The sequence below is a fragment of the Phaeobacter sp. JH20_02 genome (genome assembly GCF_048056915.1).
GTDB lineage: Bacteria > Pseudomonadota > Alphaproteobacteria > Rhodobacterales > Rhodobacteraceae > Phaeobacter > Phaeobacter bryozoorum.
On record NZ_JAYMVP010000028.1, the window covers coordinates 326,473 to 351,169 of the forward strand.

The 24,697-nt window shown below is 62.4% G+C and carries 21 protein-coding genes; 5 read left to right on the top strand and 16 right to left on the bottom strand.

Annotation, left to right across the window (positions count from 1 at the left end):
- Positions 1 to 21: 21 nt before the first annotated feature.
- The 9 genes from VWY34_RS15655 to yajC form a co-directional block, all read right to left on the bottom strand.
- The gene (locus tag VWY34_RS15655) at positions 22 to 561 is read right to left on the bottom strand and encodes a DsbE family thiol:disulfide interchange protein (protein ID WP_340545827.1); all 540 of its coding nucleotides are present in this window, start codon (positions 559 to 561) and stop codon (positions 22 to 24) included.
- Positions 554 to 724, bottom strand: a complete 171-nt coding sequence (ccmD, locus tag VWY34_RS15660; protein WP_416538919.1) for a heme exporter protein CcmD — start codon at positions 722 to 724, stop codon at positions 554 to 556. The genes VWY34_RS15655 and ccmD overlap by 8 nt, the downstream gene beginning before the upstream one ends.
- On the bottom strand, positions 724 to 1,455 hold the full coding sequence (locus VWY34_RS15665; protein WP_416534182.1) for a heme ABC transporter permease: 732 nt from the start codon (positions 1,453 to 1,455) through the stop codon (positions 724 to 726). The genes ccmD and VWY34_RS15665 overlap by 1 nt, the downstream gene beginning before the upstream one ends.
- A 45-nt stretch (positions 1,456 to 1,500) precedes the next feature.
- On the bottom strand, positions 1,501 to 2,157 hold the full coding sequence (ccmB, locus tag VWY34_RS15670; protein ID WP_340545830.1) for a heme exporter protein CcmB: 657 nt from the start codon (positions 2,155 to 2,157) through the stop codon (positions 1,501 to 1,503).
- Positions 2,154 to 2,780: a heme ABC exporter ATP-binding protein CcmA gene (gene ccmA, locus VWY34_RS15675; protein WP_340545831.1), complete on the bottom strand. Its 627-nt coding sequence runs from the start codon at positions 2,778 to 2,780 to the stop codon at positions 2,154 to 2,156. Before ccmA ends, ccmB begins: the two co-directional genes overlap by 4 nt.
- Before the next feature lie 95 nt (positions 2,781 to 2,875).
- Entirely contained in the window at positions 2,876 to 3,229 is a 354-nt protein-coding gene (locus tag VWY34_RS15680) for an Mth938-like domain-containing protein (RefSeq protein WP_340545832.1), read from the bottom strand.
- Between the two features lie 166 nt (positions 3,230 to 3,395).
- Positions 3,396 to 4,364 carry a protein translocase subunit SecF gene (secF, locus tag VWY34_RS15685; RefSeq protein WP_416538922.1) on the bottom strand — a complete coding sequence of 323 codons (969 nt, stop codon included), beginning with the start codon at positions 4,362 to 4,364 and terminating at the stop codon, positions 3,396 to 3,398.
- Between the two features lies 1 nt (position 4,365).
- On the bottom strand, positions 4,366 to 6,027 hold the full coding sequence (gene secD, locus VWY34_RS15690; protein WP_416549112.1) for a protein translocase subunit SecD: 1,662 nt from the start codon (positions 6,025 to 6,027) through the stop codon (positions 4,366 to 4,368).
- Positions 6,028 to 6,061: 34 nt separating this feature from the next.
- On the bottom strand, positions 6,062 to 6,346 hold the full coding sequence (yajC, locus tag VWY34_RS15695; protein ID WP_340545835.1) for a preprotein translocase subunit YajC: 285 nt from the start codon (positions 6,344 to 6,346) through the stop codon (positions 6,062 to 6,064).
- 176 nt (positions 6,347 to 6,522) lie between these two features.
- Between yajC and VWY34_RS15700 the strand changes: the two genes are divergently transcribed.
- Both VWY34_RS15700 and serS read left to right on the top strand, forming a co-directional pair.
- Positions 6,523 to 7,941, top strand: a complete 1,419-nt coding sequence (locus tag VWY34_RS15700) for a pentapeptide repeat-containing protein (protein WP_416546119.1) — start codon at positions 6,523 to 6,525, stop codon at positions 7,939 to 7,941.
- Positions 7,942 to 8,032: 91 nt separating this feature from the next.
- Positions 8,033 to 9,325: a serine--tRNA ligase gene (gene serS / locus VWY34_RS15705; protein WP_416546121.1), complete on the top strand. Its 1,293-nt coding sequence runs from the start codon at positions 8,033 to 8,035 to the stop codon at positions 9,323 to 9,325.
- 91 nt (positions 9,326 to 9,416) lie between these two features.
- Here the strand turns inward: serS and VWY34_RS15710 are convergent, their stop codons facing one another.
- The 5 genes from VWY34_RS15710 to VWY34_RS15730 all read right to left on the bottom strand — a co-directional run bounded on the left by VWY34_RS15710 (position 9,417) and on the right by VWY34_RS15730 (position 15,072).
- A complete protein-coding gene (locus VWY34_RS15710) occupies positions 9,417 to 10,106 on the bottom strand; it encodes a helix-hairpin-helix domain-containing protein (RefSeq protein WP_416546123.1) in 690 nt (229 codons plus the stop codon).
- Positions 10,103 to 11,119: a fatty acid desaturase gene (locus VWY34_RS15715; RefSeq protein WP_416540033.1), complete on the bottom strand. Its 1,017-nt coding sequence runs from the start codon at positions 11,117 to 11,119 to the stop codon at positions 10,103 to 10,105. The genes VWY34_RS15710 and VWY34_RS15715 overlap by 4 nt, the downstream gene beginning before the upstream one ends.
- A 331-nt stretch (positions 11,120 to 11,450) precedes the next feature.
- Positions 11,451 to 12,911: a ribosome biogenesis GTPase Der gene (gene der, locus VWY34_RS15720; RefSeq protein WP_340545839.1), complete on the bottom strand. Its 1,461-nt coding sequence runs from the start codon at positions 12,909 to 12,911 to the stop codon at positions 11,451 to 11,453.
- Between the two features lie 99 nt (positions 12,912 to 13,010).
- On the bottom strand, positions 13,011 to 14,333 hold the full coding sequence (locus tag VWY34_RS15725; protein WP_416538926.1) for a PQQ-binding-like beta-propeller repeat protein: 1,323 nt from the start codon (positions 14,331 to 14,333) through the stop codon (positions 13,011 to 13,013).
- Positions 14,334 to 14,400: 67 nt separating this feature from the next.
- Positions 14,401 to 15,072: a hypothetical protein gene (locus VWY34_RS15730; protein WP_416546125.1), complete on the bottom strand. Its 672-nt coding sequence runs from the start codon at positions 15,070 to 15,072 to the stop codon at positions 14,401 to 14,403.
- Positions 15,073 to 15,371: 299 nt separating this feature from the next.
- Between VWY34_RS15730 and VWY34_RS15735 the strand changes: the two genes are divergently transcribed.
- From VWY34_RS15735 to VWY34_RS15745, 3 genes are all read left to right on the top strand, one after another.
- Positions 15,372 to 16,667 (top strand): efflux RND transporter periplasmic adaptor subunit, encoded by a 1,296-nt coding sequence (locus tag VWY34_RS15735; RefSeq protein WP_416546127.1) that lies wholly within the window; start codon positions 15,372 to 15,374, stop codon positions 16,665 to 16,667.
- Positions 16,664 to 20,500 carry an efflux RND transporter permease subunit gene (locus VWY34_RS15740; protein ID WP_416546129.1) on the top strand — a complete coding sequence of 1,279 codons (3,837 nt, stop codon included), beginning with the start codon at positions 16,664 to 16,666 and terminating at the stop codon, positions 20,498 to 20,500. The genes VWY34_RS15735 and VWY34_RS15740 overlap by 4 nt, the downstream gene beginning before the upstream one ends.
- Positions 20,501 to 20,719: 219 nt before the next feature.
- Positions 20,720 to 20,947, top strand: a complete 228-nt coding sequence (locus tag VWY34_RS15745) for a hypothetical protein (protein ID WP_340545844.1) — start codon at positions 20,720 to 20,722, stop codon at positions 20,945 to 20,947.
- A 36-nt stretch (positions 20,948 to 20,983) separates the two neighbouring features.
- On the opposite strand, the gene VWY34_RS15750 is transcribed toward VWY34_RS15745, so the two are convergent.
- Both VWY34_RS15750 and VWY34_RS15755 read right to left on the bottom strand, forming a co-directional pair.
- Positions 20,984 to 22,792, bottom strand: coding sequence for an ABCB family ABC transporter ATP-binding protein/permease (locus VWY34_RS15750; RefSeq protein ID WP_416534190.1), 1,809 nt, complete (start codon positions 22,790 to 22,792; stop codon positions 20,984 to 20,986).
- A 137-nt stretch (positions 22,793 to 22,929) separates the two neighbouring features.
- The gene (locus VWY34_RS15755) at positions 22,930 to 24,687 is read right to left on the bottom strand and encodes a LysM peptidoglycan-binding domain-containing protein (RefSeq protein ID WP_416546131.1); all 1,758 of its coding nucleotides are present in this window, start codon (positions 24,685 to 24,687) and stop codon (positions 22,930 to 22,932) included.
- Between the last annotated feature and the right edge of the window lie 10 nt (positions 24,688 to 24,697).

Consider the following 24,697-nt stretch of genomic DNA (forward strand, 5'->3'; position numbering starts at 1 on the left):
CGCCTGCCGATGGCAGCCGCATCAGTTGGCTGCCGCACGCTCCAGTGCCGGGCGCAGGGTGCTGTCGATCACCCGCTGCGTGATGGGACCGGCAAAACGCAGGATGATAGTGCCCTTACCGTCGATGACATAGGTTTCCGGCACGCCATAGACACCCCAGTCCAGCGCCATCCGACCTGCCTCATCGCGACCGATGGCCGTATAGGGATTGCCCAGCTCGTTCAGAAAGCCAACGGCATTGTCTTCCTGATCCTTGTAGTTCACCCCGTAAATCGCCAGCCCTTCCTTGGACAGCGCGTCCAGGCTCGGGTGTTCCACCCGGCAGGGGCCACACCAGCTGGCCCAGAAATTCACCAGTTTCACGCTGCCGTCACGCAGCGTGGCATCGTCGAACCCGGGTTCACCGGGAAAATCGGTCAGCACAACCGGCGGCGCGCTCTGACCTTCGCGCGCTGAGGGCAGGCTTTCGGGATCATCGCGGAACATGCCAGCCAGAAACAGGGCCACCAGCCCGCCAAAAACCAGAACCGGCAGCGCCATCACGGGAGAAATCTTAGCCACGGGGCGCACCTCCACGGGTCTGCATCTGTTGTTCCATTGCCTGCATCTCCCGCCGTATCCGGCGACCACGGGCAAAGGTGATCACCAGCAGTCCGGCCAGCAGAACCAGAGAGGCGCCGTAGGAAGACAGCACTTCAACGGCATATTTTCCAAGATCGGGCATTATGCGTCCATCCTTTCACGCAGCATCAGCGCACGGATCCGGCGAGCGCGGATTTCCGTGCCGGTCCGGTAGAGCACCAGCGCCAGAAACATCAGGCCAAAGCCGATCATGCAGACATAGAGCGGGTTGGAGAACGCATCGGCCACATTCTCCTCCTTGTCGAGCGAGAGCGACGCGCCCTGATGCAGACCCTGGTTCCAGAAGTTCACCGCATAGCGGCTGAGCACCGCAAAGACCGAGCCGACAAGACACAGGATCGAGGTGAGATCCGCCGCTGTGTCCGGATCCTCGATCGCCTCCCACAGGGCGATATAGCCAAGGTAGAACAGGAACAGCACAAGGAATGAGGTCAGCCGCGGGTCCCAGACCCACCAGGTGCCCCACATCGGCTGGCCCCAGAGCGCGCCGGTCACCAGCGCGATCAGCGTCATCACCACCCCGACGGGCGCTGCGGCACGCGCGGCCAGGGCACTGACATGATGACGGCGCACCACCCAGATCAGCGAGGCCACCAGCATCATGAACCAGGCGTTGATGGCGATCAGCGCCGAAGGCACATGCAGGAAGATGATCTTCACCGTGGACCCCTGCCGGTAGTCATCTGGTGTGAAGAAGAACCCCCAGACCAGCCCCACACAGGTCAGCACGGCAGCTGTGACCCACAGCGCGGGCAAGACCCGCTCCGAGGTGGTCAGGAACTTCTTTGGATTGGCGTATTCCCAGATCGACATGGTGGCTATTTAGCTCTTGCTTGAAGGGATCTCAATTCATTCATCCTAGCGCAAATTGACGCGCAGCACGGCGGCACTGGCAAAGGGCAGCAGCGCCAGCGAGGCGGCCGAGATACCGGCCAGCATCAACAGCGGCGTCTCTACCGCCATGCCCTCGGCCCCCCGGCGCGCCGCCTCGGCTCCGAAGATCAGCGTCGGCACATAAAGCGGCAGCACCAGAAGCGACATCAGCAGACCGCCCCGCTTCAGCCCGACAGTGAGCGCCGCACCAAAGGTGCCGATCACCGACAGCGCGGGCGTGCCCAACAGCAGCGAAACCACCAGCCAGAGAAACCCCTGCCCCGGCAGGTTGAGCAGAACCGCGAGCACCGGTGCTGCCAGAACCAGCGGCAGCGAGGTGGTGATCCAATGGGCCAGCGCCTTGATCGTCACCACCGCTTCCAGCGGCAGCGGCGCCGTGGCCATCAGATCCAGCGTCCCATCCTCCCAGTCCAGCGCCAGCAGACGGTCCAGCGACAACAGGCAGGCCAGGAGCGCGCCCAGCCAGAGGATGCCGGGCGCGATACGGCTGAGCAATTCGGACTGCGGCCCCACCGAGAATGGCACCAGCACGGTGACAATCAGGAAAAACGCCAGCCCAAGCCCAAAGCCGCCGCCGGCACGCAGCGCCAGCTTCAGATCCCGCAGCAACAGCGCCCTCACAGGAAGGCTCCGTCAAAATTGTCGAGATCCGGCAGCCTGGCCCGAAAACGGCCCACATCCAGCGTGTCGCCATCCAGGCCAAGATCGATATGCGTGGCGATCAGCGCCGCGCCGCCACCGGCCAGATGCTGCTGCACCACCTGTGCAAACTGCTGCACCGAGGCCCGGTCCAGACTGACGGTCGGTTCATCCAGGATCCAGTAGCGCCGCCCCGTCACCATCAGCCGCGCCAGACCCAGGCGGCGTTTCTGTCCGGCCGACAGCGCCCCGGCCTGCCGGTCGCGCAGACCCCGGAGGTCAAAGGCATCCAGCGCGGCATCAATCGCCCCGGTGGCAAAAATCGCCGCCCAGAACCGCAGGTTCTCCGCCACTGTCAGCGTCAGCTTGATCCCGTCGGCGTGGCCGGCATAGGCAAAATCCTCGGCGCTGCCGTCGCCGTCAAAATTGATCTCACCCGCCAGCGGCGGTTGCAGCCCGGCGATGGTGCGCAGCAGCGTGGTCTTGCCGCTGCCGTTTGGCCCCCGCAGGATCAGCGCCCGGCCCGGTGTCAGCGCAAAGCTCACCCTCTCCAGCACCGGAACGCCGCCGCGCGCGATGCTCAGCCCTGCGATGGTCACTGTCATGAAATCCGCCTACCCATTTGGTTCTGCTTCGAAAAAGCCGATCCGGCGGCCGCTGTCCTTGCGCCAGATCAAGCCCAGGCCTGCACGTGCGACAGTCAGACCGCAAGCGCCGCAAGCGCGATGCGGCGGCCCTCGGACAACAGCACGTTATAGGTCCGGCAGGCGGCGGGGGAGTTCATCGCCTCAACCCCGATTCCGGCCCCTTCCAGCTGCTGGCGCAGACCGGCGGGGATATGGGCCACCTCGGCGCCGGTGCCGACGAACAGCACATCCACATCCCCGGCAAGCGCCAGCAATGGCGCGCTGTCCTCATAGCCGCCCCAGTCCGTGGTCCCCGTGGCCCCGGTCAGGATATTGCCGTGATGCACCTCACCGCCAACCCGAAAGAACCCCGGCCCATAGCCATCAATTGGCAGGGCATCCGTATAGGCAACTTCGTTCAAACGCATGGCGTGCATCCTTTGTACGTGGTCGGGTGGTGGGCGGGCGACCCTGCCCTGCCCGGCTGCATAACATGTCCGCCACCGCGACAAAATACCAGCGCCGCATATGCCGATAAAAAGAGGCCGCAACCCATGGGGCTGCGGCCTTTGACCCGTCGCTCGGTCTGAACTCTCAGGCGTCGATATTTGCGAACTGGTTGCCTGCGGTGTTCGACGGCTTGGTCCAGTCGCGTTTCACACCCAGCCACAACAGGATGGTGGAGGCCACGAAGATCGACGAATAGGTGCCGATGATGACGCCCCAGATCATCGCAAAGACAAAGCCCCGGATCACATCTCCGCCCAGCACATAAAGCGAGATCAGCGCCAGCAATGTGGTCACCGAGGTCATCACCGTCCGGCTGAGGGTTTCGTTGATCGAGATGTTCAGAACCTCGGCCAGTGGCTTTTTCTTGTAGCGACGCAGGTTTTCACGCACCCGGTCGAAAACCACCACAGTATCGTTCAGCGAATAGCCGACGATGGTCAGCAGCGCCGCGATGATGGCCAGATCGAACTTGATCTGCAGTTCCGAGAACACGCCAATGGTCAGCACCACATCGTGGACAAGCGCGGCAACAGCGCCAAGCGCGAACTGCCACTCAAAGCGCAGCCAGATATAGATCAGAACCGCACCAATCGCGAGGGCGACCGCCAGCACCGCCGTCTGTACCAGCTCACCCGAGACCTTGGGGCCTACAGATTCCACCGAGACGAATTTGATCCCCGGTGCCACCGTATCCAGTGCTGCATTCACATCCGCGATCACTGCGCCGGAAATCGACTCGCCATCGCCCTGCGCCTGGATGCGCACCATGGCCACATGCTGGTCCACGTCAAAGGTCGGATCGAACACCTCGCTGATGGTGATGTCCCCCAGCTCCAGCGGTTCCAGCGCGCCGCGATAGGCGCCCACGTCGATCTCGGTCGTGCTTTCGGTCCGGATGGTGGTGCCGCCGCGGAAGTCGATGCCGAAATTCAGCCCCTGCAAGGCAAAGGAGGCAAAGCCGACAACGATCATCAGCGCAGAGATGCCCAGCCACAGTTTCCAGAGTCTGAAGAAATCAAACGAGGTATTTTCGGGAATTAGTTTCAGCCGCATCTCAGACCTCGATTGTTTTCGGACGACGCCGTTCAAACCACATCACGATGATCACCCGCGTCACGAAGATCGCGGTGAAGACCGATGTCAGAATCCCCAGCCCCAGCGTGATCGCAAAGCCGCGCACCGGGCCAGAGCCCATGGCGAACAGGATCACAGCGGTGATGAAGGTGGTGATATTGGCGTCAAGAATGGCGCTCAGCGCCTTGGAATAGCCTTCGTCAATGGCCCGTGCAGGACCTCGACCGGCCTTCAGCTCCTCGCGGATCCGTTCAAAGATCAGCACATTGGCATCCACCGCCATACCGACCGTCAGAACAATACCCGCAATCCCCGGCAGGGTCAGCGTCGCACCAATCAGGCTCAGCGCGCCAAAGATAAGCGCGATATTGAGGATCAGCGCGATATTGGCAAAGACCCCGAACAGACGGTAGCTCAGCGCCATGAACACCAGCACCCCGACAAAGGCGACGATGGTCGCAACCTTGCCCGCGTCAATGCTGTCCTGCCCCAGTTCCGGGCCAATTGTGCGTTCCTCAAGGAACTCCAGCCCCGCAGGCAGCGCACCTGCACGCAGCAGGATCGCCATATTGGTGCTTTCCTCGATGGTGAAGTTGCCGGTGATAATGCCAGAGCCACCCGGAATATGCGACTGGATCACCGGGGCGGAGACCACCTCCTCATCCAGCACGATGGCAAAGGGCGAACCGATGTTTTCGGCCGTATAGTCGCCGAACTTGCGCGCACCGGTGGTGTTGAAACGGAAGCTGACCGCCGGGCGGCCGTTCTGATCAAACGACGGCTGCGCATCCACCAGCTCCTCACCGGTCACAACCGGTGCAGCCTCAACGGTGTAGAACACACCGTCTTCGTCCAGCGACGGCACGACTTTGTTGCCGACACCCGCATTGGCATCGGCGTCCGTGCCGCGCCCCACGACGGGGTTAAAGGTCAGCTGGGCGGTGGTGCCGATGATCGCCTTCAACTCAGACGCCGACCCGATGCCGGGCACCTGGATCAGGATCCGGTCGCTGCCCTGGCGCTGAATGGTCGGCTCGCGGGTGCCCACTTCGTCGATCCGGCGGCGGATGATTTCCAACGCCTGACGCACGGTGCGGTCATCAGAGGCCAGCTTCTCCTGCTCGCTCAGCTCTACGGTCAGAATGTCACCGGTCCCGGACACGGTGATATCCGTGGCCCCGGCGCCAGTCAGGCTGGTGATCGGATTGGCCAGACCACGCACAACCTCCAGCGCGCGGGCCATGCCCTCGGGCTGAGAGATCTTCAGACGAATCTGCCCTTCCGGTGCGGGCTGGCGGCGAAAGGTGCCAACCTCGCCGCGCTCAGGGCGCAAAGCGTCGCGCACTTCGGGCCAGAGCGCATCCATGCGCGCGCCGTAGACGTCGGCCACCTTCACCTCCGCCAGAAGATGCGCGCCACCGCGCAGGTCCAGACCAAGGTTGACCAGCGACGACGGCATGAACGACGGCCATTGGCCCGCCACGTCCAGCCGCGCGGGGCTTTCGCCCTTCGCGATTATTTCGGCGGCGGCGTCATTGGCCTGCTCGACGCGCGTGTAAAACGCATTTGGCAGGGCAAGCAAAAGGCCGGTCACACAGACCAGCCAGATGAGAACCCGCTTCCAGAGATCAATTTGCAGCATTGCCCTGCCTTTTCAGTTGGTTAAGCGGGGATACTTACGCTGCCGGCTCGGTCTTGTTCAGAACCTGCGCGATGGTGGATTTGATCACGCGGATTTTCACACCCTCGGCGATTTCCACTTCGATCTCGCCATCGTCCTTGACCTTGGCCACCTTGCCGATGATGCCACCCTGGGTCACCACCTGATCGCCCCGGCGCAGCGCCTCGACCATCGCCTGATGGGTCTTCAGTTTTTTCTGCTGCGGACGGATCAGCAGGAAATACATGATCGCAAAGATCAGAATGAGCGGGAGAAACTGGGCGAGTGCGCCACCTTCCATGGGATATTCCTTCTGTGTGACAGGCGCTTCAGACGCCCTTAATTTTGCAGGGGAACCTATGCGCTGGCCCGGGGCTTTGCAAGGCTAACGGGGCCAGTTGCGATACCGCAAACGCAGTTGACCCATGGCGGGAGCGATGAGAGGGTGAAAGCGCATTTTTCAGCAAGGTTATTTTCGTGCTCAACACCTATCTGGCGATTGTCAGCCACCCGCTGTTTTTCACCTTCATTGCGCTGTGTGGCGGGGTCTATGCGCTGCTCTGGGCGACAAGCCTCAAACCCTCCGCGCTCCCGCAACCATTGGTTTCGCTGCGCCGACACTACGTCAGCGGGCTGTTGATCGTGGTTGGCATACTCTTCGTCCTCGCGATGACATTTTATCTGGTCGAAATCGGGCTGAGCGTACGCCGTCTTGTCGATCTTCTTCGCGGTGAGCTTGCCAAGACGGAACCAGGGGCTGAGGAAATACGCTTTCTCGCTCACAGCATCGGCATCTTGGTCGCCATACTTGCAGGCTCCGCCACCATATTCTTTGCTTCGATCCGGGTGTGGACGAATGAACGGAACACGACGGCAACCGAACAGGGGCTGATCACGGACAGGATCAACAAGGCCGTTGAAGGGTTGGGGGCCGAGAAAACGGTGAAGCAGCAAAGACAGGGTTCCGAAGGCGCTTTGCTCTATGAAGATGACATTAATGGTAATCCAGATCTGAAGAAGCCGATCATGGCGGAAGTCACCAAACCAAACATCGAAGTCCGAACTGGGTCGATTTTGGCGCTGGAGAGACTGGCGAAAGAGAATTTGGATTTTCACATCCAGATTATCGAGATCCTCTGCGCCTATGTCCGAAACAATGCGATGTGTGACGATCCTAGCCCCACAGGGAAGCTGGAAAGAGTTCCTTCACTGAGGGACGACATCCAAATGGCCATAAAAGCAATCGGTCGGCGTGGACAGAAGGGAAAACAAGCAGAAGCTTTTCTGCGCTTCAGACTGGACTTACGAAACTGTAATCTTTCCGGTGCGGACTTCGCTACACGCGATTACTCGGGAGCAATGTTCCACCACAGTCTCATTGAGGGCGCGAACTTTATGAGGGCGAATTTCCAAGGCGCTGAGTTAAACTACTGCACTCTAAACTATTCGAGATTTCTCGATTGTGATCTGACAGGCGCGATCCTAGTACATGCGACACTTAACCAACCGGTCGGTTCACTTCACTCCAATCATCTTGGATGGGCAACTCTGCGGGGGCTTGATGTCTCAGGTGCTGATTTATCAGGTGTATTCAACCTCGGCGACAATATCCAAATGAATACAATTTTCGGCACGAGTGATACCAAACTTCACGAACGCTACACTCGGCCAAACAGAAATGGCAGCATTTCTGAACTTAGGATGGAATTGGAGTATGCAAAAGATGACGGAGAATCCGAACGCGCCGATGACCTGTCACGCAAATTGTCTGAAAAAGGATTTAGATCTTGGTCACCATATAGTTCTGACGACGGTGTAACCCACTCTCTACAACGACCTAATGATCAAACTGGACCTCTGCCACTTCCCTTTTCATGGAAGACACAAATGAGCTAATAACTTCGCCAACCACTAGCGCCCCCTTCCCCTTCCCGCCCCCATCCGGCATATGCTGGCGGCACTGATTCAACGCTTTAGGAGCACCCCCATGCATGACATCCGCGCGATCCGCGAGAACCCTGCCGCTTTTGACGCCGCTTTGGCGCGGCGTGGGGATGCGGCGATGTCCTCTGACATCCTGGCGCTGGATGAAACCCGCCGGGCCAAAATCCAGGCGGCCGAAACCGCTCAGGCCGACCAGAACAAGGCGGCCAAGGCCATCGGCGCGGCCAAGGCCAAGGGGGACGATGCCGAATTCGAGCGTCTGCGCGCGGAAGTGGCCGGCAAGAAAGCCGAAGTCGCCACCCTGCAGACCGAGGCCAAGGAACTGGACGCCAAGCTCACCGATGTGCTGGCCCGCATTCCCAACCTGCCCGCCGAGGACGTGCCCGAGGGCGCGGATGAGGACGACAATGTCGAGGTCAGCAAATGGGGAGCGATCCCCAATTTCGCCTTTGAACCGAAAGAGCACTTTGAAATCAAGGGCGTCGCAGCTGCGATGGATTTCGAAACCGCCGCCAAAATCTCCGGCTCCCGCTTTGTGCTGCTGAAGGGCGCCGTGGCCCGTATCCACCGCGCGCTGGCGCAGTTCATGGTCGACACCCATGTCGATGAGAACGGCCTGACCGAGGTGAATTCCCCGGTTCTGGTGCGCGATGAGGCGATGTATGGCACCGACAAGCTGCCCAAATTTGGCGATGACAGCTATCAGACCACCAATGGCTGGTGGCTGGTGCCCACCTCCGAGGTGCCGCTGACCTATTCCGTTGCGGGCGACACGCTTGATGAGGCCGCCCTGCCGATCCGCATGACCGCGCATACGCTGTGTTTCCGCTCCGAGGCGGGCAGCGCTGGCAAGGACACCTCCGGCATGCTGCGTCAGCACCAGTTCGAGAAGGTGGAGATGGTCTCTATCGTCCACCCCAGCCAGTCCGATAATGAGCAGAAGCGTATGCTGCGCTGCGCCGAAGGGATCCTTGAGAAACTGGGCATCCCCTATCGCACCGTCGTGCTGTGCACCGGCGACATGGGCTTTGGCGCGCGCCGTACCTTTGACATCGAGGCCTGGGTGCCGGGGCAGAACACCTACCGAGAGATTTCCTCGGTCTCCACCACCGGTGATTTTCAGGCCCGCCGCATGAACGCCCGGTTCAAACCTGCGGACGGTGGCAAGCCGGAATATCTGCACACGCTCAATGGCTCCGGTCTGGCGGTCGGGCGCTGCCTGATTGCGGTGCTGGAGAACGGTCAGCAGGAAGACGGCTCCGTCAAACTGCCCGAGGTGCTTGCCCCCTACCTGGGCGGTCGCCTGACCCTGACGGCGGCAGGTGATCTGGTTTAACAGCGCACTGCAACCTGTTAATAAAATATAAAAGCCGGCGCACCCCAGCGCCGGTTTTCCTTTTTCTCGCGAGACGCGCCTCCGGTGAGGCCTATTTCTTCCTGCCCTTTGCGGCAGCGGCAGAATCGTCCTGTTTCTTCGCACTGGCCTTCTTGCGGCCTGCCTCCTTCTTGCCGGTCTCTTTCCGGTCGGAGGCTTTTTTCGCAGGTTCCTTCTTGGCGTCTTTCTTGGCGCCGTCTTTCTTAGCGCTGTCTTTCTTTGGATTGTTCTTGGCCTCAAGGATCGCCTTGGCCTTGGCCTTTTCCTTCTCGATGGCGCGTTTTGCCTTGGCCTTCACCCGCTTTGCCTTGGCTTTGGCCTTCACCTTTGCGGCGGCGAATTCCTCCGCCAGGGCTGCGGCCTGTTTGGCGGCCTTCTTGGCCTTGGTGACGGCCCTCTCCGCCTTGGCCTCCGCCGCGCGGCGGGCGGCCTCGGCCGCAGCAAGCGCCGAGCTGAGCTGCGCGGCATCGCCCGTCTGGGTATCCGCGCCATTGCGCGCCGCTGACGCGGGCGTGGCGCCATTGGCACGGTGATCCGGTCCGGTCCCGGCGCCCTTCGCGACCTGCTGCGCCTTGCGCGCCTCGGCCACAAGCTTCTGCGCGCGCAGCCGGCCGATACGCGGGATCCGGCTCAGCTCCTCCGGCGTTTTTCCGGCAACCGCCTCAACCGTGGCGCAGCCGTTTTGTGCCAGAACCTGCGCCAAGGCAGGACCGACACCGGGAAGTGTTGCAATGGATGTCATGAGGTCTCCTGCCTGTTGGTCGCCTGCATCCCACCCGCCACGGCGACCGATCCTGCCGCCTGCTGCGGGAATGGCACCAGCCGCTGCTGCTCCTCATCCCAGAGTTTCAGCCCCATGGCGCGGACCGCCTCGCCAAATTTGATCCTGCGCGGAGCAATCTCCGGCGGCAGATTGTGGTGGCACCGACGCAGCCGGTAGCTGGGAATGCGGGCGTTGAAATGATGAATGTCATGAAGCGTGATATTGGCGACTGCAAAGTCAAAAAACCAGCCAAAATCGAGGCACGATGATCCCTGAAGGGCGGCCACCTGCGGATTGAGGTCCGGCCGACGATCCCAATAGGTGTCCTCAAAATTATGCTGGAGATAGACCAGAAACACCCCGATCATCCCACCAAGAAAGGAAAACCCCAGCCAGATCAGCACCCCGGCCATCCCCGCGATGGCATAGAGCAGCGCGAGCAGCAGCACGATCACCACATTGTGCAGCACCACCCCCAGGACGCCAAAGCGCAGCGTGTTCTTCGGCCAGCGATAGCGGATGAAATAGGTGAACGCCGCCCCCAGCGGCACCAGCACAAACGGGTTGCGATACAGCCGATAGACCAGCCGCTGCGCCCAGCCCGCCGCCTGCCATTCGCGCAGCGTCATGGTGTGGATCTCACCGGACTCGCGGTGTTCCAGATTGCCAACATAGGCGTGATGCTCATTGTGGTTCTGTTTCATCACCTCAAACGGCGCAAAGGTGAAGGGCGACAGCACATGGCCTGCGACTTCGTTCTGCCATCGGGTTTCGAACAGAGAATGATGCCCGGTGTCATGTTGCAGCACATAAAGCCGCACCGCCGCAAAGGCAAAAACCACCCCGGCAGGCGCCATCAGATACCAGATGTCGGCGTAGCGGATCGCCAATGACAGCGACAGGAAATAGACCGCAAACGTCCCAAAATAGCTGAGCGCCGCCAGCCGGTTATCCTTCTCGCAATAAGTCCGCGTATATGCTCTCAGATCCATGAAATGTTCCTTAGAGACGCAGTGTGACGCTGAAATGACGATGGTCTGAGGCAGATTGCCCGTGGCCCGGCGACGTTCAGACCGCCACTGTGAATACCCCGCAATACCCCGACGCGGCGCCCCGCATCTGACGGTCCGGCCGCCCGACCGGCATCAGATTGCGCAGAGAAGCCACCCCGGCTTTCAATAATCTATGGTGAAGCCTAGCAAAGCCAATGGCTTGCGGTCAAATGGGGCCAAGGTCGCAGGCGTGAAGCCGCGCGCCCCATGAAAAAAGGCAGCCCTCGAAGGGGCTGCCCGAAATCTCATCCTGCGATCAGCACGGCAACGCTCAGCTGCGGCGGCCTTCCAGATGTTTGCGCAGCTTCGACGGCGGCGCTTTTTTCTTGCCCTTGTAGGGGTTCTTGTCCGACTGCGAGCGCAGCGTCAGACGAATAGGCGTGCCCGGCATGTCGAAATCCTGCCGCAGCCCGTTGACCAGATAGCGATTATAGCTCTCGGGCATCTTGTCGGGATGCGAACACATCACCACAAAGCCCGGCGGACGGGTCTTGGCCTGGGTCATATAGCGCAGCTTGATCCGTTTGCCCTGCGGGGCTGGCGGCGGGTGCTGTTCCAGCATCCCCGTCAGCCAGCGGTTCAGCGCCGCTGTTGGCACCCGGCGGTTCCAGACGTCATAGGCACGCATGATGGCCGCGTGCAGCCGGTCCAGCCCCTTGCCGGTCTTGGCCGACACGGTGATCAGCGGCGCGCCGCGCAGCTGCGGCAGCAGCCGGTCAAAGGCCTCTTTCAGATTGCGCAGTTTTTCCTGCTTTTCGTCCTCGATGTCCCATTTGTTCACCGCAACCACAACCGCGCGGCCTTCACGCTCGGCCAGATCGGCAATGCGCAGATCCTGTTGTTCAAACGGGATTGCCGCATCCAGAAGGACCACCACAACCTCGGCAAATTTCACGGCCCGCAGACCGTCCGACACAGAAAGTTTCTCAAGCTTTTCCTGCACCTTGGCCTTCTTGCGCATACCTGCGGTGTCAAAGATCCGCATCGGCACATCCTGCCAGTCGATCTGTAGCGAGATCGCATCGCGGGTGATCCCGGCCTCGGGCCCGGTCAGCAGGCGATCCTCGCCGAGGATCTTGTTGATCAGGGTGGATTTACCCGCATTCGGACGCCCGACAACCGCCACCTGCAACGGTTTGTTGCGGGTCGGCATCGGCACCGAGAGGTCATCCTCCTCGGCGTCCTCATCCAGCACGACGTCAATCTCCGGGCTGTCGTCCTTGGCGCGTTTTTCAAACTCATCCGCCAGCGGCATCAGCTGCGCATAAAGGTCGTTCAGACCCTCACCATGTTCGCCGGACAGGCGGATCGGCTCTCCCAGCCCCAGCCCCCAGGCGTCCAGAACACCGGCGTCGGCGGCATTGCCCTCGGCCTTGTTGGCGGCCAGAATCACATGCGCGGATTTCTTGCGCAGGATTTCGGCAAACATCTGATCAACCGGAGTCACACCAACGCGGGCATCGACCATGAACAGACAGATATCGGCCATATCGACCGCCCGCTCGGTCAGGCGGCGCATCCGCCCTTCCAGCGAGTTGTCGGTGGCATCTTCCAGACCGGCGGTATCCACCACGGTAAAGCGCAGATCGCCAAGACGCGCTTCCCCTTCGCGCAGATCGCGCGTGACGCCGGGCTGGTCATCCACCAGCGCCAGCCGCTTGCCGACGAGACGATTGAACAGTGTGGATTTGCCCACATTCGGGCGGCCCACAATAGCGAGGGTAAAAGACATCAGACCAACTTTCTGCGATTCAGACGCGCCCCATAGCGCATCTGCGCGTGCCCTGCCAGAGCACATCGCTGTTTAACCCTCTCCTACCGCATCAAAGCGCTATCGGAAAGCGTGCAATTGCCCCTTGGTCGACACGACATAAAGCGTGCCGCCAGCCACCACCGGCGCGGTGCTGGCACCGCCCGGCACCGCAACCGTGCGCAGCAGTGCTCCGCTTTCGGGGCTGAAAAAGCGCAGCAGCCCATCATTGGAGGCGACAACCACCTGCCCCCCGGCCACCACCGGGCCGTGATGCGCCACGATGGCGCCCCGCTTGCGGGGTTTGTCCTTCAGGTATCCGGGCAGATCGGCCGCCCAGATCGCCTCGCCGCTGTCCGCGTCCAGCCGCAGCAGCTGCCCCAGATCGCTGATCAGGAAAACACTGCCCGCAACGGCCCAAACCGGATCCACCGCGCCATGGGGGGCGGTCCACAGACGATCGCCAGCCGCCAGATCAAAGGCCGCAGTACGCCCGGACTGGTTGCCGACATACATGCGGTTGCCGGACACCACGGGCGAGCCGGTCACATCGCTGATCCGCGAAATCGTCCGCCCGATCCGCTTGCCCGCAACCGAGGCGTTCCAGCGGCGCAGGCCGCCCTTGCGGAAGGTCGCTGTAAGATCGCCGGATCCAAAGGCAAAAATCGCCAGATCGGAGGTCACCGCAGGCGCAGGCGCGCCCAGGATGTTCGACGGGCTCGGGGTGGCCTGGATCTGCCAGGCAATCCGGCCATCCTTGGCATGGACCGCCCAGCCGGTGTCATCGCCGGCCACAAGATAGATCAACCCGTCGTGCACGGTGGGCTGCCCCGAGCCGGTCGCCTCAAGCTCCTGCCGCCAGAGGGTCGCGCCGCTCGCCGCGTCCAGCGCGGTCAGCACGCCATAGCCGGAGGAGACATAAACCACGCCATTGTCAAACGCCAAACCACCGCCGGTGGCCTGACCGGAGCTGTCGGAGGCAGGCAGCAGCTCGCTCTGCCACTGCAAGGCCCCGTTTGTGGCAACGGCGGAAACTCTGGCGCCGCTGTCCAGCGTATAGATGCGGCCATCGCCGACAACCGGCGTGGCGGTGATGCGCTGACGACGGCTGTCGCCCGCGCCGATAGAGGTAGACCAGATCGCGTTTGGAGCGGCGGCAAGCGCCGGGTGGACCGGCCGCAGCCCTTCGACACCGGGGCCCTGTGGCCAGCTGGTGTTGCTGCGTGCCGCAGGCAGGGCAATGGCGCGGGTTTCATTGGTCACCACGGCGACGCTGTCATCGCGCAGATCCAGACGTTCACCGCGCAGGATGACCTCAGGCTCGGTGCAGGCGGACAGGACCAACGCCAATGCGGTTCCTGCCAGAATGCCCCTTGCTCCCCAAAAGCTTGTTACTGCCGTCATTACCCTGCCCCGTTACTGCACTTATACTGCACGTTTCTCGCTGCGCCCGTCAGCGCAGATATTGTCCTCAGCCTTCTGGTGCCGCGGCCGGCTCCAGCGCTCCCCCAAGCGCCACAATCACTTGCGAGGCACGGTCTTTCAAGTCCGAGGTGACCGCCGCCGACGCAATAATGTCGCGCAGACGGGTGATGGCGGCCTCGGCATTGCCGTCTTCGATGTCGATCAGGGCCAGCTGTTCCTGCGCCAGCAGCGCCAGCGGCGCACCGGGCTGGGCCAGCGCCTCGAACTGGATCCGGCGGTCGGCGATGGGCAGGCTGTCCTGCTGCAGGCCAAGCGCCTTGAAGGTCGCGATATGGCGATAGATCACTGGCATCTCGCCATTGCTGGCCACCGCATTCAGCCGCTCAACAGCGGCCGCGCGCTCGCCTGCGTCGGCCAGAGCACCGGCCTGCAACAGCTTCAGCACCGTATCGCCTCCGGCGGTTTCAGCGGTGATGGCATCCAGCGCATTGGCACGGGCCGCGCTGTCGTCGCTGTCCAGCGCGGCGATCATCTGGTCACCCAGCGCCTGCGCGGCGGCCTCGGTCTGGGCGCGGTTGTATTCGCGCAGCGCCGCCCCGCCCACGATCAGCACCACGGCCACGCCGCCAATCCAGCCATAACGTTTGAGTATCTTGAACAGGCGATCGCGACGGACCTCTTCTGTCACCTCATCGATAAAGCTGTCGGTGTCGCTCATGAAAATGTCCCTGGCAGATCCGGCAACCGCCCCCGCGCTTGCCGGAAAGTTTCCTGTGTTCTGCTTCTCTTACAGTGCAACCGGTGCCAAGCCAAGTGGCCCTGTTGTGCCCGATCCCGCACAAACCGCTCCAAAAAGGCAAAAAATGTGAACTGAACTACAGAGTTTAGTATGGACAATACCTATATCGCCCATATCACTTAGCGCGAGTTCGCCTGAACATGCCGAATTAATGGTATGGTTGTTGAGTGGTTCTATATGTCCCGGATGGGATGACTATGAATTTAGGAAGGCCCAAGATGCGTATAATTCCCCTGATAACTGCTGCTGTTGTAACGGCAGGCTTGTATTATGCCGTGATCGAGCGGGATGCGCTTCTTGCCTTCGCCCGGGGGGAGCAAAGCGACGTGGACGCGGCGGCTGCCCCATCTGATGCGGACGCTGCGGTCCCGGCCGCTGACGCCGCTGATCCAACCGGAGCCGTTGCAGCGGCGGCGGCATATACCAAGGAGACCGGCAAATCGCCGGTCGGGGTTGTCGCCATCCGCAGCAGCGCCCGTGGTATCGACAGCGCTGTCGTGCTGCGTGGTCAGACCCAGGCCATCCGCGAGGTTGAGGTCCGGTCTGAAACCACATCCACCGTCCTGTCCGAACCGCTGCGCAAGGGTGCGCAGGTGAAGGCTGGCGATCTGCTGTGCAAGCTGGATCCCGGCACCCGCCCCTCAGCCCTGCTGGAGGCGAAGGCCCGGCTGAGCGAAGCGAAAATCCGCGTCCCCGAGGCCAAGGCCCGGCTGGAAGAGGCCCGCGCGCGGCTGCGCGAGGCGCAGATCAATCTGACCGCTGCGGCGAAACTCTCCGAAGGGGGCTTTGCCTCTGAAACCCGGCTGGCTTCGGCGCAGGCTGCCGAGCGCTCTGCGGTGGCGGGCGTGGCAACGGCGGAAACCGGGCTGGAAACCACCAGCGCGGGCATCGAAGCCGCCTCGGCACAGGTTGCCGCCTCTGAAAAGGAACTGTCGCGTCTGGATATCCTCGCACCATTTGACGGGCTGCTGGAAAGCGACACCGCCGAACTGGGCAGCCTGATGCAGCCCGGCAGTCTTTGTGCAACGGTGATCCAGCTCGAAACCATCAAACTGGTCGGTTACGTGCCAGAAGCCGAAGTCAACCGTGTCACCATTGGCGCCATGGCCCGCGCCGAACTGGCAAACGGGCGTCTGGCTGCGGGCAAGGTGACCTTTATCAGCCGCTCAGCCGATCCCACCACCCGCACATTTGAGGTGGAAATCACCGTGCCGAACCCGGATCTGGCGATCCGCGACGGCCAGACTGCCGATATCGTGATCTCCGCCGAAGGTTCCAAGGCGCATTACCTGCCGCAATCCTCGCTGACGCTGAACAATGACGGCCAGCTGGGCGTGCGCGTGGTCAAAGAGGATCGGACGGTCGGATTTTACCCCGTCAGCCTCCTGCGGGATGAGGCCAGCGGTGTCTGGGTTGGCGGCCTGCCTGAACAGGCGGATGTGATTGTTGTCGGGCAGGATTTTGTTGTTGCGGGCGTCGCTGTTGAGCCCACGTATAAAGAGGTTACCCAATGACCGGTATCGTCAGCTGGGCCGCAGAACGGGCCCGTATGATCCTGGCGTTCATCGCCATTTCGCTGCTGGTCGGCGGCTTTGCCTATGCCAGCCTGCCCAAAGAGGGCGAGCCGGATATCGAAATCCCGGCGCTGTTCATCTCTGTCCCCTTCCCCGGCATCTCCGCCGAGGATGCCGAGACCCTGCTGGTCAAGGTGATGGAGACCGAGCTGGCCGATCTCGACGGGCTGGACAAGATGTCCTCAACCGCCGCCGAAGGCTACGCCGGTGTGGCGCTTGAGTTCGACTTTGGCTGGGACAAGACCGCGATCATGGCAGATGTCCGTGACGCGATGGATGCCGCCGAGGCCGATTTCCCCGAGGGGGCTGAAAAATACACCATCAACGAAATCAACTTCTCAGAATTCCCCATCGTCATCGTCAACCTGACCGGTGCCGTGCCCGAACGCACGATGGCCCGTATCGCCAAGGACTTGCAGGACGATCTTGAGGCGCTGGAACCGGTGCTCGAAGCCGGGATCGCCGGCAATCGCGACGAGATGGTCGAAGTACTGATCGACCCGCTGCGGCTCGAAGCCTATAACGTCACCGCGCTTGAACTGATCACCGTTGTGCAGAACAACAACCAGCTGATCGCCGCCGGTGAGGTGGAAACCAATCAGGGCACCTTCTCCGTGAAGATCCCGTCATCCTTTGATGATGTGCGCGACATCTACGAGCTGCCAGTGAAGACCAATGGCGACCGCGTGGTCACCCTGGGTGAGCTGGCCACGATCAATTTCACCTTCGAGGATCGTCGCGGCACCGCGCGGTTCAACGGCGAGGACACGGTGGCGTTGCAGGTGGTCAAGCGCAAGGGCTACAACCTGATCGACACTGTGGATCTGGTCAAGGTAACCTTGGCCGAGGCCAAGACCAAATGGCCGCCCGAGCTGAAGGCCGCCGTCTCGGTCGGCACCTCCAACGACCAGAGCCGCGTCGTCGGCTCCATGGTGAGCCAGCTGGAAGGTTCGGTCCTGACCGCTGTTGCTCTGGTGATGATCGTGGTGCTGTCGGCGCTTGGCAGCCGTGCCGCGCTGCTGGTCGGTTTTGCAATCCCGACCTCCTTCCTTTTGTGTTTTGCCTTCCTTGCGGTGATGGGCGTGAGCATCTCCAATATCGTGATGTTCGGCCTGATCCTTGCGGTGGGTATGCTGGTGGATGGCGCCATCGTGGTGGTCGAATACGCCGACAAGCGGATCAAGGAGGGCACCGGCCCGATGCACGCCTATGTCGAGGCGGCGCAGCGGATGTTCTGGCCGGTGGTTTCCTCAACCGCGACCACGCTCTGTGCCTTTCTGCCGATGCTGTTCTGGCCCGGTGTCCCCGGTGAATTCATGGGAATGCTGCCGGTCACGCTGATCTTCGTGCTCTCGGCATCGCTGGTGGTGGCGCTGATCTATCTGCCCGTCATGGGCGGTGTCACCGGCCGCATGAGCCGCCTGTTTGAAAACCTCTCCGACGGGCTGCGGGCGGTTGCACCCTGGTGGCTGCGGGCCGCTCTGGTGCCGGTGATGCTCTGGGGTATGTTTGCAGGGGCGATGCAGATGCTCAACGGGGGCTATCTGCTGCCCGCTCAGGTACCCGATACCGCCGCGCTGATCTTTGGTGCGCTGGTCTTTGTGCTGGCGGCCTTCGGGGCCTCGGTCACGCTGGGCGCGGCCAGTCTGCACCGGACCGAGAAATCAGTCGATGCCGGCTACAAACACACGCCCTTTGGCCATTTCATCAAATTCATCGTCGGCAATCCGGTCATGCCCATCGTCACCATCGGGGCGATCGCCTTTGCCATCATGACCGTCTTCACCATGTTCGGTCAGAACAACTACGGCGTTGAATTCTTCGTCGAATCCGAGCCGGAGCAGGCCACCGCCTACGTGCGCGCCCGTGGCAATACCTCGCTGACCGAAGAGGATGAGATGGTGCGCCAGACCGAACAGGTGATCCTGTCGCATCCGGCGGTCGTGAATGTCTTCTCCTTTGCCGGTGAAGGCGGGCTGAACACCGATGCCTCGGGCGCCCAGACCCCACCCGATACCATCGGTCAGGTCCAGTTCGAGATCATCCCATGGGAGGACCGGCCGACCCAGACCGAAAGCTGGTTCAACGGCTGGTTCACCCGCGAGGTGACGGCAACCGAGTTCGACGGCGATACGGTGATCGAGGAGATCAACGCCGAACTGGCCAAGCTGCCGGGCTTTGAAGCGGAAATCCGCGCGCTGGCGCAGGGGCCCGCCTCCGGCAAACCTGTGCACCTGCGTCTGAAAGGCGACAGCTGGGACACGCTGACCGCCGCCACCGAGCAGGCCCGCGCCCAGTTCGAGGCAACCCCCGGTCTTGACCTGATCGAGGACAGCCTGCCGCTTCCCGGTATCGACTGGCAGATCGACGTCGATGTCGAAAAGGCCGGGCGGTACGGCGCCGATGTGGCGACCGTTGGCGCCATGGTGCAGCTGGTCACGCGCGGCATCCTTCTGGACACCATGCGCGTCGACAGTTCGGACGAGGAAATCGAAATCCGCGTTCGCCTGCCCGAAGAAGACCGCGTCCTCTCCACCCTTGATGCGCTGAAACTGCGCACCGAGGACGGGCTGGTGCCGCTGTCGAACTTCATCACCCGCCATCCTGTTCCCAAACTGGAAAAAATCAGCCGCGTCGAACAGCAGCGCTATTACGACGTGAAGGCGGATATCGAACCGGGCCTGTCAAAGGTCATCACCACCGAGACCGAGGACGGCAAGGAGCAGACGCTGGCCTATGTCAAATCTCTCCCCGAAGGAACCGCGAGCGGCGAGTTGACCGGCCCGGATGGCACAGTGTTCAGGCTGCGCAGTCTTGAAGGCGCGGCCACACAGGAGGCCCTGCAATCGGCACTGGAGGATGGCGCCCGTGTTGTAGCGCTCAACGCCAACGAGCGCATTGCCAAGCTGACCGAGTGGCTGGAGAGCGATCCGCTGCCCGCCGATATCACCTGGGAATGGACCGGCGATCAGGAAGAACAGGCCGAATCCGGCGCCTTCCTGATGAAGGCCTTTGCCGGGGCGCTGGGGCTGATGTTCGTGATCCTCCTGGCGCAGTTCAACAGCTTTTACAATTCCATCCTGGTTCTTCTGGCGGTGGTGCTGTCCACCACCGGCGTGCTGATTGGCATGATGGTCATGCAGCAGCCGTTCTCGATCATCATGACCGGCACCGGCATCGTGGCGCTGGCAGGCATCGTGGTGAACAACAATATCGTTCTGATCGACACCTATCAGGAATACGCCCAGAAGATGCCCCGGATCGAGGCGATCATCCGCACCGCTGAGGCGCGGATCCGTCCGGTTCTGCTGACCACCATCACCACGATGGCCGGTCTGGCACCGATGATGTTCGGGCTCAGCCTCGATTTCATCAATGGCGGCTATTCCATCGACAGCCCGACCTCGCTGTGGTGGAAACAGCTGGCGACCGCCGTGGTCTTTGGTCTGGGGATTGCCACCGTGCTGACGCTGCTGGTGACACCCTCGCTGCTGGCGATCCGGGTGTGGCTGTGGATCTATGTCGCCGCCCTTGGCCGCCTGCTTGCACGGCTTACCGGTGGGCGATCCAGCCAGATCGCGCGCGACATGCGCCTCGCGACCAAGGCCCGCACCCTGCCCACCACCGAGATCCTGTGGGAGCGTGAAGGCAGGCTGGACAATGAACGAGACCCAGCGATGTCGGCGCCCGAAGCCGCACAGACCAGGCCGGACGGGGTCTGGGGGAAAGAGGAGGACAAACCACCTTCAACACCGCTGCGCGCCGCCGAATAACCAGCCAACGCCCCGCCTCCGCGGGGCGTTGTGCGTTTGTTGGGACCAAAGCGCAGCCATCGGCGGCCAGCGACCAATCCGCCGCATCTGCATATTTTGGTGGTAATGAGCGGCCAGCTGGGCCAGCCTGAAGACATTCCGCCGACCGCAGCACCAGCCGGGCGCCAGAAGACAGCCGCGCGGTTCCAGCCAGCCCCGCCAGCAGAGAGGACCCATCAGATGCCCGATTTCAACGATATGTTCGAACTCACCATTGCCGACGTCGATCTGATCGAAACCGCGCTGCAACGCACGCGGGACGCACTGGCTGACGGCAGTCAGACCGTGCAGGGCATCGCCGGTCACAACCGCGCCGACAGCCTGCGCCAGATCCACGATCTGCTCGGACGGCTTCACAATCAAAAGATTTTCTACAAACCAAAGGACGGGGTCTACGTCAGCGGCTAGCCGCGCCGCAGACCCCCCTTATCCCCCGCAGGGTGATCAGGCGGCGTCCTGATCCGATTGCTGGCGCTGCCACAGATGCGCGTAGCGGCCTTCGCTGGCCAGCAGTTCGTCATGGGTGCCGCGCTCGGCGATCTCGCCCTGTTCCAGCACAATGATCTGGTCGGCCTCTGCAACCGTGCTCAGACGGTGGGCAATGGTGATCACCGTCCGCCCCTGCCCGGCGCGCGACAGCGCCTCCTTGATCTCTTGTTCTGTGTCGCTGTCCAGCGCCGATGTCGCCTCGTCCAGCAGCAGGATTGGCGGGTTCTTCAGCAGGGTGCGGGCAATGCCCACCCGCTGCTTCTCACCGCCCGACAGCTTCAGGCCCCGCTCGCCGACCTGCGTCTCATACCCCTCAGGCAGCCGCATGATGAAGTCGTGGATCTGCGCATCCCGCGCGGCCTGTTCCACCTCTTCCTGCGTGGCTCCGGCACGGCCATAGGCGATATTGTAGCGGATCGTATCGTTGAACAGCACGGTATCCTGCGGCACCACGCCAATCGCGGCATGAAGGCTCTTTTGCGTGACATCCCGCACATCCTGCCCGTCAATGCGCAAGGCCCCGCGGGTGACATCATAGAACCGGAACAACAGCCGCCCGATAGTGGATTTGCCCGACCCGGTAGACCCAACGATGGCCACGGTCTGCCCCGCCGCCACCTCAAGACTCACGCCTTTCAGGATCTGCCGGTCGCTGTCGTAGCCGAACTCCACATTCTCCAGCGTGATGGCACCGCCGTTGACCTGCAACACCTTGGCATCCCCCCGATCCTTCACATCCGGGTCCTGTTCGATCAGATCGAACATCTCGCCCATATCCACAAGGCTCTGACGTATCTCACGGTAGACGGTCCCGAGAAAGTTCAGCGGCACGGTGATCTGGATCATATAGGCGTTGACCATGACAAAATCGCCCACCGTCAGATTGCCCTGCTGCACGCCGATCGCGGCCATCACCATCACCACCACCAGACCGCCGGTGATCACCAGGCTCTGGCCAAAGTTCAGGAATGCCAGCGAATAGGCAGTCTTCAGCGCGGCCTTGGCATAGGCCCGCATCGCCACATCGTAGCGCTCGGTCTCGCGATCCTCGGCGCCGAAATATTTGACCGTCTCATAGTTCAGCAGGCTGTCGATCGCCTTCTGGTTGGCATCGGTGTCCTGCTTGTTCATCTCGCGGCGCAGCTTCACCCGCCATTCCGTCACCGCAAAGGTGAACCAGACATAAAGCCCGACAGTGACCGCCACCACGACCAGATACCAGATGTCAAACAGCACCGCGAGGATGACGGCAACCAGCACCAGCTCCAGCACCAGAGGCCCGATGGAAAACAGAAGAAAGCGCAGCAGGAACTCCACGCCTTTGACGCCACGTTCGATAATCCGGCTCAGCCCGCCGGTTTTGCGGGTGATGTGATAGCGCATCGACAGGCGGTGAATATGGCGAAAGGTCTCCAGCGCCAGACGCCTCAGTGCCCGTTGACCGACAGGCGCAAACACCGCATCACGCAGCTGCTGAAACCCGGTGGTCAGAACCCGCGCCACGCCATAGGCCACCGTCAGACCAACAGCCCCCAACGCCAGAGGCGGCACGCCTTCTCCCGCGAGGCTATCGACCGCCCCCTTGTAGAGCATCGGCGTATAGACCGCGACCAGCTTGGCCAGGATCAGCACCGCCAGCGCCGCCACCACGCGGTATTTGACCCAGGCCTGATCCTTTGGCCACAGGTAGGGAAAAACGCGGCGCAGGGTTCGCAGGCCGGAACGGCGCTCCTCCTGCGCAGTGGTCATATCGCTGTCCGTCATCACATGTCCTTGTTGCAAGACCTCTGACATAGGGCCGTGCCGACCATTTGGCCAGCATGGCCCTGCGCCGTATCCCGACTTTTGGCCCGACTATTATCCCGGCCTTTGCGCAGCCCCCCCGCGCGGCGACAGTCGTCTTATTGCACCGGCACCGAGAATACCTGACCGGGGTAGATCAGATCCGGGTTGCGGATCGCCGCGCGATTGGCATCAAATACCCGCACATACAGCAGCCCGTCGCCATAACGTTCGCGCGAAATCGCCCAGAGCGTATCGCCCTCCTGCACCGTGACCAGGCGCACCTGAGGCTGCGTGCCGGTTGGGGCGGCATCGGGGGCAGCTGCGGTTTCGACAGGCGGTTGCAGCACCTCCGGCGCTTCCCGTTTGAACGGGGTTTCAAGCCGGCTCAGCACCTTGCCCTCGGTATCCAGCGCATCCAGTCGCAGCGCGTAGATCCCCGGCGCCACATTGGGCAGAATACCGGACCAGCGGCCTTCCTCATCCACCGGCAGATCGGCAATCGCCGCATTGTCGAGATAGGCGCGCACCACCGCATCCGCGCGCACCCGCCCGCTCAGCACCACGGAGCCCGCATCATCATAGGAAATGGTCTCCAGCGCCACGGTATCGGGCGCCTCTGCCAGTCGCGGCGTGGGGGGCTGGACCAGCGTCACGCCGCTGGCATCGGACCGCAGCACCGCCACCTGTTCCGGTGCGGCGGCGGCTGGCGCGTCCTGGCCCGTGGTCTGCGCCACATCCGCCGCAGCGGCCTCAGCCACCTCGACTTTGGTTTCCGCCACCTCGGCAGGTGCCACCGCACGATCCTCAGCCGGGCTGTCCACCGCAGCCTGCGCAACATCTGCGGGATCTGCATCCGGTTCTGCGGCCAGCTCTGCCGCCACCGGTGCGGCAGGTGCAGCGCTCACAACAGGAGAGGCTTCAGCTGTTTCCGTTGCAGCGGTCGTTACCTCGCTCTGGACGACCTCAACCTGCACCGCCTCACTTGCCAAGGCCTCACTCTGCACGGCCTCACTCTGCACGGCCTCAGCCTGCGCAGCCTCGCTTTGAACGGCCACGGTCGCGGTTTCCTCGGCGGCCGCATCGGCTGCGACATCCGCTGCCACCGGCGCCTCGGCGACCGGGGCCTCAACCGCGTCGGCCTGTGCCACCTGCACCGGCGCGACGGGCACGACAGGTGCCAGAATGAACTCTGCATCAGAGGCCGCAACCGCCTCCCCCAAGCTGGCTGTCAGCGAAATCACCTGCGGCTGATCCGAGGGCGCAACCGAGGTGAACAGCACAAAGCTGCCATCCGACGGCACCGTCAGTGTCTCCAGCACCGCACCGTCCAGCATCAGCGAGATCACCGATCCCGGCGTCGCCCGACCGGCAACCATCCCGCTGCCATCGGTCTCAAATCGTGCAAGATCCATCTGCGGGGCTGTCGGCGTCACGGCGGGTGTTTCAGCAGGCGTCTCATCTGCCGATGGCGCGGCCTCGACGGCGCTGGTCTCTGCTGCCCCTGCCACACCCACCTCGGCCGCCTGCTCCGCATCCGCGCGCGGCGCCGCTTCGACAGGCGCTTCACCGCCCGCAGGCTGATCGACCTCGGCCGGTGCCGTCGCATCCGTCGCAGCCACTGTCACCTCGGTTTCTGTCACCGTCTCTTCGGGCGCATCGCTGCCCACCTCGGGCGAAGCCAGCTTGCGATCTGAGGCGGAGACGCTCGGCGTGATCACCACCTTGTCGCCATTGGCGGCGGAGCCATCGCCGCCCGCGCCGCGCTCACCACCGCCCCATTGCAGGAAAACCACCCCGCCCAGCACCGCGACCACCGCAGCAGCGCCCCCGATGGCGATGGCGGATATGCCACCTTTGCCCGTTACATCCGTCATTCCATTCCTT

What these genes read in the sequence shown, in the direction of transcription:
- VWY34_RS15745 (WP_340545844.1), top strand. Translation starts at nt 20,720, where the DNA reads ATGCCCGATTTCAACGATATGTTCGAACTCACCATTGCCGACGTCGAT.
- ccmD (WP_416538919.1), bottom strand. Translation starts at nt 724, where the DNA reads ATGCCCGATCTTGGAAAATATGCCGTTGAAGTGCTGTCTTCCTACGGC.
- VWY34_RS15735 (WP_416546127.1), top strand. Translation starts at nt 15,372, where the DNA reads ATGCGTATAATTCCCCTGATAACTGCTGCTGTTGTAACGGCAGGCTTG.
- secF (WP_416538922.1), bottom strand. Translation starts at nt 4,364, where the DNA reads ATGCGGCTGAAACTAATTCCCGAAAATACCTCGTTTGATTTCTTCAGA.
- yajC (WP_340545835.1), bottom strand. Translation starts at nt 6,346, where the DNA reads ATGGAAGGTGGCGCACTCGCCCAGTTTCTCCCGCTCATTCTGATCTTT.
- der (WP_340545839.1), bottom strand. Translation starts at nt 12,911, where the DNA reads ATGTCTTTTACCCTCGCTATTGTGGGCCGCCCGAATGTGGGCAAATCC.
- secD (WP_416549112.1), bottom strand. Translation starts at nt 6,027, where the DNA reads ATGCTGCAAATTGATCTCTGGAAGCGGGTTCTCATCTGGCTGGTCTGT.
- serS (WP_416546121.1), top strand. Translation starts at nt 8,033, where the DNA reads ATGCATGACATCCGCGCGATCCGCGAGAACCCTGCCGCTTTTGACGCC.
- ccmA (WP_340545831.1), bottom strand. Translation starts at nt 2,780, where the DNA reads ATGACAGTGACCATCGCAGGGCTGAGCATCGCGCGCGGCGGCGTTCCG.
- VWY34_RS15725 (WP_416538926.1), bottom strand. Translation starts at nt 14,333, where the DNA reads ATGACGGCAGTAACAAGCTTTTGGGGAGCAAGGGGCATTCTGGCAGGA.
- VWY34_RS15680 (WP_340545832.1), bottom strand. Translation starts at nt 3,229, where the DNA reads ATGCGTTTGAACGAAGTTGCCTATACGGATGCCCTGCCAATTGATGGC.
- VWY34_RS15750 (WP_416534190.1), bottom strand. Translation starts at nt 22,792, where the DNA reads ATGACGGACAGCGATATGACCACTGCGCAGGAGGAGCGCCGTTCCGGC.
- VWY34_RS15665 (WP_416534182.1), bottom strand. Translation starts at nt 1,455, where the DNA reads ATGTCGATCTGGGAATACGCCAATCCAAAGAAGTTCCTGACCACCTCG.
- VWY34_RS15740 (WP_416546129.1), top strand. Translation starts at nt 16,664, where the DNA reads ATGACCGGTATCGTCAGCTGGGCCGCAGAACGGGCCCGTATGATCCTG.
- VWY34_RS15710 (WP_416546123.1), bottom strand. Translation starts at nt 10,106, where the DNA reads ATGACATCCATTGCAACACTTCCCGGTGTCGGTCCTGCCTTGGCGCAG.
- VWY34_RS15715 (WP_416540033.1), bottom strand. Translation starts at nt 11,119, where the DNA reads ATGGATCTGAGAGCATATACGCGGACTTATTGCGAGAAGGATAACCGG.
- VWY34_RS15730 (WP_416546125.1), bottom strand. Translation starts at nt 15,072, where the DNA reads ATGAGCGACACCGACAGCTTTATCGATGAGGTGACAGAAGAGGTCCGT.
- VWY34_RS15755 (WP_416546131.1), bottom strand. Translation starts at nt 24,687, where the DNA reads ATGACGGATGTAACGGGCAAAGGTGGCATATCCGCCATCGCCATCGGG.